Annotated in this window: 12 protein-coding genes; 1 reads left to right on the plus strand and 11 read right to left on the minus strand. The window is 43.2% G+C overall.

Annotation, left to right across the window (positions count from 1 at the left end):
• A partial coding sequence (locus tag FGQ53_RS03860) for a PLP-dependent aminotransferase family protein (protein WP_138335925.1) occupies window positions 1-1269 on the plus strand: 1269 nt, incomplete at its 5' end.
• A 20-nt stretch (window positions 1270-1289) separates the two neighbouring features.
• Here FGQ53_RS03860 and FGQ53_RS03865 read toward each other — a convergent pair.
• The 11 genes from FGQ53_RS03865 to FGQ53_RS03915 all read right to left on the minus strand — a co-directional run bounded on the left by FGQ53_RS03865 (window position 1290) and on the right by FGQ53_RS03915 (window position 10149).
• Complete coding sequence (locus FGQ53_RS03865; RefSeq protein WP_138335904.1) at window positions 1290-2105, minus strand: ABC transporter substrate-binding protein; 816 nt, start codon at window positions 2103-2105, stop codon at window positions 1290-1292.
• 157 nt (window positions 2106-2262) lie between these two features.
• Window positions 2263-2916, minus strand: coding sequence for a phosphate signaling complex protein PhoU (phoU, locus tag FGQ53_RS03870; RefSeq protein ID WP_138335906.1), 654 nt, complete (start codon window positions 2914-2916; stop codon window positions 2263-2265).
• Window positions 2917-2927: 11 nt separating this feature from the next.
• Window positions 2928-3686, minus strand: a complete 759-nt coding sequence (gene pstB, locus FGQ53_RS03875) for a phosphate ABC transporter ATP-binding protein PstB (RefSeq protein WP_138335908.1) — start codon at window positions 3684-3686, stop codon at window positions 2928-2930.
• A 12-nt stretch (window positions 3687-3698) separates the two neighbouring features.
• Window positions 3699-4502: a phosphate ABC transporter ATP-binding protein PstB gene (gene pstB / locus FGQ53_RS03880; protein WP_000049847.1), complete on the minus strand. Its 804-nt coding sequence runs from the start codon at window positions 4500-4502 to the stop codon at window positions 3699-3701.
• A 10-nt stretch (window positions 4503-4512) separates the two neighbouring features.
• Window positions 4513-5397, minus strand: a complete 885-nt coding sequence (gene pstA, locus FGQ53_RS03885; protein ID WP_138335909.1) for a phosphate ABC transporter permease PstA — start codon at window positions 5395-5397, stop codon at window positions 4513-4515.
• On the minus strand, window positions 5387-6304 hold the full coding sequence (pstC, locus tag FGQ53_RS03890; RefSeq protein ID WP_138335911.1) for a phosphate ABC transporter permease subunit PstC: 918 nt from the start codon (window positions 6302-6304) through the stop codon (window positions 5387-5389). The genes pstA and pstC overlap by 11 nt, the downstream gene beginning before the upstream one ends.
• Window positions 6304-7182 (minus strand): phosphate ABC transporter substrate-binding protein PstS family protein, encoded by an 879-nt coding sequence (locus FGQ53_RS03895; RefSeq protein ID WP_101786434.1) that lies wholly within the window; start codon window positions 7180-7182, stop codon window positions 6304-6306. Before FGQ53_RS03895 ends, pstC begins: the two co-directional genes overlap by 1 nt.
• A 219-nt stretch (window positions 7183-7401) precedes the next feature.
• Entirely contained in the window at window positions 7402-8706 is a 1305-nt protein-coding gene (locus FGQ53_RS03900; protein ID WP_138335913.1) for an RsmF rRNA methyltransferase first C-terminal domain-containing protein, read from the minus strand.
• A complete protein-coding gene (locus FGQ53_RS03905; RefSeq protein ID WP_138335915.1) occupies window positions 8707-9480 on the minus strand; it encodes an inositol monophosphatase family protein in 774 nt (257 codons plus the stop codon).
• Window positions 9470-9748 (minus strand): UPF0223 family protein, encoded by a 279-nt coding sequence (locus tag FGQ53_RS03910; protein WP_138335917.1) that lies wholly within the window; start codon window positions 9746-9748, stop codon window positions 9470-9472. The genes FGQ53_RS03905 and FGQ53_RS03910 overlap by 11 nt, the downstream gene beginning before the upstream one ends.
• The gene (locus FGQ53_RS03915) at window positions 9748-10149 is read right to left on the minus strand and encodes a Spx/MgsR family RNA polymerase-binding regulatory protein (protein WP_000631254.1); all 402 of its coding nucleotides are present in this window, start codon (window positions 10147-10149) and stop codon (window positions 9748-9750) included. The genes FGQ53_RS03910 and FGQ53_RS03915 overlap by 1 nt, the downstream gene beginning before the upstream one ends.
• Between the last annotated feature and the right edge of the window lie 194 nt (window positions 10150-10343).

A 10343-nucleotide genomic window follows, 5' to 3' on the forward strand; every position in this document is an offset into this window, starting at 1 on the left:
AAGAAACAAAGCAAGTACCAAGAGGTCGTTTCCTATCTAAAAAATGGCATCGAGTCTGGACGTTTTCCGACGGGAAGCCGCCTGCCTTCTATCCGCCAACTAACCCTTGACTTTCACTGTAGCAAGGACACCATCCAGCGAGCCCTGCTGGAATTACGACATGAACAATACCTCTATGCCAAGCCCCAGAGTGGCTACTATGTCTTAGAGCAAGGGCAACACCAGGACCTAGAAATTGAGGTTACCGACGAACACGCCAGCGCCTATGACGATTTCCGACTCTGTGTCAATGAAACCTTGATTGGTCGAGAAAACTACCTCTTCAACTACTATGACAACCAAGAAGGTTTAGAAGACCTAAGACAGTCCATTCACCAACTCCTCTTTGACCAAGCCCTCTACTGCAAGGCTGACCAACTGGTACTGACTTCTGGAACCCAACAAGCCCTTTTTATCCTCTCTCAAATTTCCTTCCCTAGCCAAGCCAAGGAAATCTTGGTGGAACAGCCGACCTACCATCGAATGAATCGCCTATTGATTGCTCAGGGATTGAACTATCAAACGATTGAACGAGGCATTGATGGGATTGATTTGGAGGAGCTGGAAGGCCATTTCAAGACAGGAAAGATCAAGTTTTTCTATACTATTCCTCGTTTTCACTATCCCCTAGGCCATTCCTATTCCGAGCAGGACAAACGAGCTATTCTTGACTTAGCTACCAAGTATGGTGTTTATATCGTAGAGGACGACTATCTGGGTGATTTGGACTCCAAGAAGGGCCAAACCTTCCACTATCTGGATACAGAGGAGCGGGTCGTTTACATCAAGTCCTTCTCAACCAGCCTCTTTCCAGCCCTGCGGATTACGGCGCTCATTCTTCCAAATGCTATCAAAGAAGCCTTTGTGGCCTACAAAAATATCCTAGACTACGACAGCAACCTCATCATGCAGAAGGCCCTGTCACTCTATATTGACAGTCAATTGTTTGAAAAAAACCGTTTAGCTCGCTTGGCCAATCAGGAAGCTTACCAAAAACAAATTGAGGAAAGGTTAGCTAAATTGACTTGTCCCCTTCCTCACTTTCCTCTTCACGATGGTTTATTACTAGATCTGCGACAGTATCCTAAAATTGCCAGTCTCAAACACAGCCAACTGGACTTGGACTTCTTTGAAAAGGCCTATTTGAGCGCCTGCCCTTATCAATTTGCCAAGGTATCCTTAGAAAATCTGGAAAATGTTTTAAACTATTTAAAAGCAGAATTGGAATGACTTCCAACTCTGCTTTTTTCTTATTCTTCAACTTCTGTTAGGCTTGCTGCTTTTTCAAGATAGCTTTGGTAAGTTCCTTCATCCTTGAGTTTTTGGATGACCTTGTCCACCACTTCTTTCAAATCAGCACTATTTTTTCTAAGGGCAACTGCATTGGCTTCGCCGTCCTTCATCTTCAAGCTGACAGTTGCGACAGCTAGGTCTGCATTTTTAGCAGCATAACTAAGAGCAACAGGCTCATCCATGTGAACAGCATCTACTTTTCCAGCCTGCAATTCATTGACAGCTTCACCCATATTGGTTAGGGAAGTCAATTGAGCTTTTGGCAATTGTTCCTTGACCATTGATTCTGGAACAGTTCCTTTTTGGGCTGCAATATTCGCACTTTCAAGGCTAGTTAAATCCTTGTATTTTTCTACATCAGCCTTACGAACCAAGAAACTAATCTTGTTTTCATAGTAAGGGATTGAAAAATCAAAGACTTCTTTTCTCTCGTCAGTAGCGCTAATTCCCGCAACTGCTAGGTCAGCCTTCCCAGTTTGAAGACTAGTCAAGACATTGTCAAAACTCATGCTTGAAATTTCCAACTTCACCCCAAGTTCATCAGCGATAGCTTGGGCCATGTCAATGTCCGCACCGACTACCTGATTTTTCCCATCAACCAAAGACTGAAATTCAAAAGGTGCATAGTCAGGACTGGTCGCCACAACCAATTTCCCTTTTTGCTTAATGGCCTCAACAGCTGACTGAGAACCATTAGAACCTGACTGGCAAGCTACCAAGAAGAAACTTGCAAGAAAACTACATAAAACAAATATCCATTTTTTTAATTTCATAAATAAACAACCTCTCTGTTAATTTTGTATAATTATAACGCTATCCAAGTTACTTGTCAAGTGCTTTTTGAATTTTTATCTTAAAAATATTTTTTTCATTCAAGAAAAGGAGCTATCGGTTGATTTCAAGCTCCTTTTTATACAGAATGAACCTATTTTATAGTTCAACAATCTTACCTGTTTCAAAGTAAACAACCCATTCACAGATATTTTTGGCATAGTCTCCAATACGTTCCAAGAAGGAAATGACCTGGAAGTAATCACGACCTGTAACGATGGCTTCAGGATGTTTCTTAATTTCCTCTGTAGCCAAATCACGAATGCTATCAAAGTAATGGTTGATTTTTTCGTCCATGGCTGCTACTTCATAGGCCTGGTCCACTGACGCATTGAGATAGAGATCTAGAGCCGCTTCGACGAAGTTTTTCACATCGCGTCCCATCTTTTTGATCTCTTCTTCAACTGCAGGAATGCGTTGTTCCCCCTTCATACGAATTGCTGCCTTGGCAATGGAAACAGCATGGTCACCCATACGTTCCAAGTCAGACACAGCCTTCAAGACGGTCAAAACAGTACGCAAGTCCTGAGAAACGGGTTGTTGAAGGGCAATCATTTCAAATGATTTCTTCTCCAATTTCACTTCGTATTCATTTACTTCTGCATCGTCTTCGATGACTTCCTTGGCCAAATCACGGTCATGCGTAACAAAGGCACGCACTGTACGATTGATTTGGGAAAGCACTTCTTGTCCCATAGCATAGAACTGGTTGTGCAATTTCTCCAAATCTTCTTCAAATTGAGATCGTAACATCATTCAACTCCTTATCCAAATTTTCCTGTAATATAATCTTCTGTTTCCTTGTTTTGTGGGTCTAGGAACATCTTCTTCGTATCGTTAAACTCAATCAAATCCCCATCTAGGAAAAATCCTGTTTTATCAGAGATACGAGACGCCTGTTGCATCGAACGCGTTACCAAAAGCATGGTGTATTTATCTTTCAGACCATACAAGGTTTCCTCAATCTTACCAGCCGAGATAGGATCCAAAGCTGAAGTTGGTTCATCCAAGAGAATAATCTTGGGACTGGTTGCCAAGACACGGGCAACACAGACACGTTGTTGTTGGCCACCTGAAAGCCCGATAGCTGAATCATGTAGGCGATCCTTGACCTCATCCCAGATGGAAGCTCGTTGCAAGGCTTTTTCCACTGCTTCATCCAAAACTTGCTTGTCCTTCACTCCATTGATACGTAGGCCGTAGACAACATTTTCATAGACAGACATAGGGAAAGGATTGGGCTGTTGGAAGACCATTCCAATTTCCTTACGCAATTCAACCGTATCGGTACGCGGACTGTAGATATTGTGACCATTATAAATCACTGTTCCAGTTGTTGTCACCTCTGGATTGAGATCTCCCATGCGGTTGATAGCCTTGAGAAGAGTTGACTTCCCTGATCCGGATGGACCAATCAAGGCTGTAATTTCCTTGGGTTGGAAAGAGAGGGAAACACTATTCAATGCCTTCTTTTGATTGTAGTAAACGGACAGGTCTGACACCTGTAAAATCGCTTCTGTCATACTGTTTCCTTTCTATCCAAAGTGTCCTGTTACGTAGTCATTGGTAGACTGTAGCTTGGCATTTTGGAAAATGTTGGATGTCTTATCATACTCGATCAAATCGCCCAAGTAGAAAAATCCTGTGTAGTCACTTGCACGCGCAGCCTGCTGCATACTGTGGGTCACGATGATGATGGTAAAGTCCTTCTTCAATTCCAACATCGTTTCTTCTAGCTGGGCAGTCGCAATCGGATCCAAGGCTGACGCTGGCTCATCCATCAATAGGATGTCTGGCTTGACAGAGATGGCGCGAGCGATACAGAGACGTTGTTGCTGACCACCAGAAAGCATCAAGGCTGATTTGTGGAGGTCGTCTTTGACCTGGTCCCAAAGGGCAGCCTGTCGGAGAGAGGTTTCGACAATTTCATCAAGTACTTTCTTGTCCTTAACTCCTGCACGTTCATGAGCAAAAGTGATATTGCGATAGATAGACTTGGCAAATGGATTTGGGCGTTGGAAGACCATCCCGATATGCTTACGCATCTCATAAACATTGATTTCTGGACGGTTGACGTCAATCCCTTGGTAGAGAATTTGACCTGTGACCTTGGCAATATCAATGGTATCATTCATCCGGTTGAGACTGCGAAGGTAGGTTGATTTTCCTGATCCAGATGGGCCAATTAAGGCTGTGATTTTATTTTTTTCAAATTGCATATCGATGCCCTTGATGGATTCATTTTTACCGTAGTAAACATGTAAATCCTTAGTAGAGAGGGCCACTTTTTCTTCAGGGAAGGTGATGATATGCTTTTCATCCCAGTTATATTTTGACATGGCTTCTCCTTTAGGCAGCGGTTAATTTCTTGTGTAAATAGCTTCCGAGTTTGCGCGCCCCAAAGTTAAAAATCAAGATAAAGATGAGGAGCACGGCGGCAGAACCTGCTGATACGATGGTACCATCTGGAATGGTTCCTTCACTGTTGACCTTCCAGATGTGGACAGCCAAGGTTTCTGCTTGACGGAAGATAGAGATTGGACTGGTAACACTGAGGATATTCCAGTTAGACCAGTCAAGGGCTGGAGCGGACTGTCCTGCTGTATAGATGAGAGCGGCAGCCTCACCAAAGATACGACCAGATGCCAAGACAACACCCGTTACGATACCTGGAAGAGCTTCTGGAATGACGACATGGACCACAGTCTCCCAACGAGAAATCCCAAGAGCCAGACCAGCCTCACGTTGTGTATGATGAACGTGTTTTAAACTGTCCTCAACATTTCGAGTCATCTGAGGAAGGTTAAATACTGTCAAGGCCAAGGCGCCTGAAATGATTGAAAATCCATACTCAAACTGAACTACAAAAATCAAGTAACCAAAGAGACCCACAACGACTGATGGTAGAGAAGACAAGATTTCAATACAGGTTCTGACAAAATTTGTCACAGGACCCTTTTTTGCATATTCAGCTAGGTAAATCCCAGCCCCCATAGACAGGGGAACAGAAATGATCAAGGTAATGACCAAAAGGAAGAAGGAATTATAAAGCTGAATTCCAATCCCTCCACCTGCTTGGTAAGAAGATGATTTGCCAGTCAAGAAAGGCCAAGAGATATGAGGCAAACCGCGAACCAAGATATAAAGAATCAAGGATGCCAAGATGGCCACAATAATTCCTGCAATCGAGTAGAGGACAGCTGTTGCAAGTTTATCTAATTTCTTAGCGTGCATAGTTTTTCTTTCCTCTTTCTTTCGTAATCAATTTAATCACACTATTGAAGACCAAACTCATCAAGAGCAAGACTAAGGCCAGTGACCAGAGAACGTTATTATCAACTGTTCCCATAACGGTATTTCCGATACCCATGGTCAAAACAGAGGTCAAGGTCGCAGCAGGTGTTGTTAGTGAAGTTGGGACAACAGCTGAATTTCCAACTACCATCTGAATGGCCAAGGCCTCACCAAAAGCACGCGCCATCCCAAAGACCACTGCTGTGAAAATCCCTGAACGCGCCGCCTTCAAGGTCACGCGCCAGATGGTTTGCCAACGAGTGGCTCCCATAGCCAGACTAGCTTCTCGATAGTGACGAGGCACCGCACGCAAACTGTCGGTTGTCATAAAGGTTACCGTCGGTAAAATCATGACAAAGAGAACGAAGATACCTGACAAAATCCCAAAACCAGTTCCGCCAAAGACACTGCGGACAAAGGGAACTACGACCTGCAAACCGATAAATCCATACACGACTGAAGGAATCCCAACCAGCAATTCAATGGCTGGTTGCAAGATTCTAGCACCTTTTGGTGAGACTTCAGTCATAAAGACTGCCGCACCAATGGCAAAAGGAGTTGCGATAAGGGCTGACAGGATTGTGACAATAAAGGATCCCAAAATCATAGGAAGGGCACCGAATTGTTTACCTGAAGGATTCCAAGTTTGGCCAAATAGGAAATCAAAGATATTGACCCCATTGACAAAGAAAGTCGACAAACCTTTTTGGGCTACAAAAATCAAAATCATAGCCACAATGACGACAATCAAAGACAGACAGGCAAAGGTCAAGCCTTTTCCTAGTTTCTCTAGACGAGAGTTCTTTGAGGGAGAAAGTAATTTTTTAGCTAATTCTTCTTGATTCATTAGTGACTCCCTTCTAGTGCTGTCACCGTTCCGACAGCATCTTTTTCAACCTTCATTTCCTTGACAGAAATATAGCCCATTCCCTTAACGATTCCGCTTTGCGCTTCATCTGAGAGGACAAAGTTGAGAAATTCTGCCACCAATTCATTAGGCTGACCTAGGGTGTACATGTGTTCATAAGACCACAAAGGCCAGTTATTGCTTGTAACATTTTCTGCAATCGGCTCATAGCCGTTCAACTTCATGCGTTTCACCGAGTCATCCACATAGGCAAAGGCTAGGTAAGAAATGGCTCCTGGTGTCTGGGAAACAATGTTTTTAACCATCCCATTTGAATCCTGTTCTTGACTCTGCACGGCAGATTGACCATCCATGACCACACTATCAAAGGTTGCACGCGAACCAGAACTTGCCGCACGGTTAATAATGGAAATGGCTAGGTCTTTCCCACCGACTTCTTTCCAGTTAGTTACTTGGCCTGTGAAGATGCTACGGAGTTGCTCAGTTGTCAGATTTTCAACGTCAACTTCCTTGTTCACAATCACCGCCAAGCCCGCTACCGCAACCTTGTGGTCCACTAGGGCTGAGGCATTGATACCGTCTTTTTCCTCGGCAAATACGTCTGAATTTCCTACATCAACAGCTCCAGACTGAACCTGAGACAGACCTGTACCAGATCCTCCACCTTGAACGTTGACTGTTTTTCCAACGTGCATAGAGCCAAATTCATCTGCTGCTGCTTCGACCAAAGGCTGAAGAGCCGTTGAGCCAACAGCTGTCATGGATTCTCCACGATCAATCCAGCTAGCACATCCCGCCAAAGAACCTGCCAGCAAAAGAGCCGCAAGGGATAGAGCAAGTTTTTTCCTTTTTTTCACTGTTTTTCTCCTTGAAAATAATGGTGAATGCTGTGAATTTTTTCAACTATTTATTTATGTTTTTCTTTTGAAAATTGGGAGCCAACTGAAGTTCTGAGCTTGGTTTTACTTGAAATTTACTCAGTTAGCTTTTCCACAAATTTTGACTTAAAATGAAAGACAATTTGAAAAAATCCATACTTCCACTATAACATAGACAAGCTACTTTGACTAGCATTTTCACTTGAATCTGAGGCCTTTTGGAAAATAATTTTTCAAAACATTTCCAGTCACCTTAGCAAAGCCCAAACCATTGCCCTGAACCAAAACTTGATACCAACCATTTGGCAGACTTTCTGCCAGCTGAACGGTTTCTCCAGCCGCATACTTTACAAACGCTTCTTGGTCAATTTCAACTGATTGCTTGACCTGACTCGGTTTCAAGGCTAGACCAAGAGCAAAACTGGGTTCAAAACGTTTCTTCTTAAAGGTACCCAGATGCAGGCCATTGCGAGCAATCTTGAGTTTCCCTAAATCTGGCAAAAGTTCTGGAAGGAGATAGAGTTGGTCCCCAAAAGTCTGCAAGATACCCGGTAGATTGATGTTTAGGTGTTTTTTGGCAAAATCATGCCACAATGCAACTTGTTCTCGGCTGAGGTTGCTCTTGCTTGCCTTAAATTTAGGAACTGGATTGTCACCCTTAAACTGTAGATGGGCTACAAACTGTCCTTCTCCCTTAAAATGATGAGGATACATCCGAGCCGTTTCTGGCAAGTCAATTCCAGCTACCATTCCATTAATATGCTCAACTGGCAGCAAGTCAAAATCATACTCTTCCAGTAGCCAATTAACAATCTCTTCGTTTTCCTCAGGTGCCCAGGTACAGGTCGAATAAACCAGACGACCACCTTCAGCTAACATGGTCACCGCTTCCTCCAGAATTTCTCTTTGCAAACTAGCACATTGACTCGGATAATCGAGGCTCCAATAATCCATAGCATCTGGTTGCTTACGAAACATCCCTTCACCAGAGCATGGGGCATCAAGGACAATGAGGTCAAAATAGCCTTTAAAGACCTTGGCCAAGCGATCGGCAGATTCATTGGTCACCACGACATTTGTCGCCCCAAATCTCTCCATGTTTTCTACTAAAATCTTAGCCCGTTTGCTTGAAATTTCATTGGAAACAAGGAGACCCTCCCCTGCTAGATAGGCTGCCAGCTGAGTTGATTTACCACCTGGAGCAGCTGCCAAATCCAAGACCTTCATTCCAGGACTGGGATGGGCTACCTGAGCAACCATCTGAGCAGCAGGTTCTTGCGAATAAACCAAACCAGTAGCATGCTCAGGCGATTTTCCTGAAACCTTCCCATAATGTCCCCAAGGGGTTTGAGGAATGGAATCAGGAAAGGAAACTGGCGTTTCTTTTAAAGGATTAACCCGAAAGGCCGAAACCGCTTCCTCCTCAAAAGAGGCAAGAAAATCTCTTGCCTCATCTCCTAGTATCTCTTCATATTTTTCAACAAATCCTTTTGGAAATTGCATCTAAGTTCTTTTCCTTTCGTAAATATAGGACTGAATTTCCTCCTGCATCTCAAGAGGGACCATCATGACCGGCTGTCTGGTTTGAAAATCAGGAGTTTTACCAGAAAGAGTCACAACCCGATAGCCCAGACTTTCCCCTAAAATACTAGCTGCGGCATAATCCCATGGTTGCAGATAGGTGACATAGGTCAACAAACGCCCTGACAAAATCTTGGCAAAACTAATGGCCGCACTTCCATAGACACGAACACCAAGAACCGCTCGGCTCAAATCAGCCAGCCCCCATTCATTGGTTTCCAGCATACCACTATTTCCTGCAATGAGAAAATCTCCAAGTGGTTTGGATTTAAAGTGAGCTAGGGGTTTATCATTTCGACAAACTGGAAACTTACCACCACCGTGATAACAATCCCCTTTGACCACATCATAAATCAGACCAAACTGCCCTTGACCATTTTCAAAATAAGCCATCATGACTGCAAAATCTTCCTGCTGGGTGACAAAATTATTGGTACCATCAATGGGATCAATGATCCACACCTTGCCCTCTTGCACCGAAGCACGCAAACAGCCCTCTTCAGCACAAATCTTATCCTCAGGATAACGGGACAAAATCTCACTAACCAAAAGCTCCTGAACTTCCTTGTCCAGTCTAGTCACCAAGTCTGTAGGGGAGGACTTGGTCGTAACCTGCAAATCTTCCTGCATGTGGTCAAGGATGTACTGGCCTGCTTTCTTAACAAGTTCTTTAGCAAATTCAAATTTACTTTTCAAGAGAAATCTTCCCTTCCCCTTTTTCCTTGGCAGCCTGAACTGCTCGGTAAAGCGAATAGCCACTAACCGTTTCAAATTCTCGTCCCAAACGTTTCTCTTCACTCTTGCTTGGCACGACCGCCTTGAATCCCTTATAGGAGTCCAGTAACTTTTTAGCCTCTACCTTGCCTTCATAGGCAGCTTCAACATCATTAAAAAAAGAAAGCACTGAAGCAAGTTCTTCAGTGCTCCACGACAAATCTAGTGGGTAACTATACTGTTTGTTCATTAACTAATACCAGCTCTCATTCTTGCTTCTTTTAGTTCTTGCTTACGGTAACTACGAGGGAGAAAAGCACGAATCTCATCTTCATTAAAACCGATCTGCATACGTTTGGCATCGATAATAATTGGGCGACGCAAAAGACTAGGGTACTGCTCAATTAAATGAAGCAATTCCGATACCGAAATACTTTCTACATCAATATCTAATTTTTGAAAAATTTTTGAACGAGTTGAAATGATGTCATCAGTACCATTTTCGGTCAAGGAAAGAATATGTTGCAATTCTTTTCTTGTTAAGGGACTGGTCATAATATTGTGCTCCTCAAATGGCACCTTATGTTTTTCTAACCAGGCCTTTGCCTTACGACATGAAGTACAGCTCGGTGATAGAAATAGTGTAATCATGCTTTTCTCTTCTTATCTATACTTTGCTACTTCTATTATACAAAAAAATAAAGCGCTTGACTAGAGATTTTTAGAAAAAAAGCCTATTTTTCAAGAAAAATAGACTGTTTGCGAACGATGAAAGTTCTATAATGAGGTTAGCCACCCAGCCCTCCTAAAAATTAGATGGTTCAACTGGTTTATAGCTAGTACTC

This window comes from Streptococcus mitis (assembly GCF_005844455.1).
GTDB lineage: Bacteria > Bacillota > Bacilli > Lactobacillales > Streptococcaceae > Streptococcus > Streptococcus mitis_BF.

What these genes read in the sequence shown, in the direction of transcription:
- pstA (WP_138335909.1), bottom strand. Translation starts at nt 5,397, where the DNA reads ATGCACGCTAAGAAATTAGATAAACTTGCAACAGCTGTCCTCTACTCG.
- FGQ53_RS03900 (WP_138335913.1), bottom strand. Translation starts at nt 8,706, where the DNA reads ATGCAATTTCCAAAAGGATTTGTTGAAAAATATGAAGAGATACTAGGA.
- FGQ53_RS03865 (WP_138335904.1), bottom strand. Translation starts at nt 2,105, where the DNA reads ATGAAATTAAAAAAATGGATATTTGTTTTATGTAGTTTTCTTGCAAGT.
- FGQ53_RS03915 (WP_000631254.1), bottom strand. Translation starts at nt 10,149, where the DNA reads ATGATTACACTATTTCTATCACCGAGCTGTACTTCATGTCGTAAGGCA.
- FGQ53_RS03910 (WP_138335917.1), bottom strand. Translation starts at nt 9,748, where the DNA reads ATGAACAAACAGTATAGTTACCCACTAGATTTGTCGTGGAGCACTGAA.
- pstB (WP_000049847.1), bottom strand. Translation starts at nt 4,502, where the DNA reads ATGTCAAAATATAACTGGGATGAAAAGCATATCATCACCTTCCCTGAA.
- phoU (WP_138335906.1), bottom strand. Translation starts at nt 2,916, where the DNA reads ATGTTACGATCTCAATTTGAAGAAGATTTGGAGAAATTGCACAACCAG.
- pstB (WP_138335908.1), bottom strand. Translation starts at nt 3,686, where the DNA reads ATGACAGAAGCGATTTTACAGGTGTCAGACCTGTCCGTTTACTACAAT.
- pstC (WP_138335911.1), bottom strand. Translation starts at nt 6,304, where the DNA reads ATGAATCAAGAAGAATTAGCTAAAAAATTACTTTCTCCCTCAAAGAAC.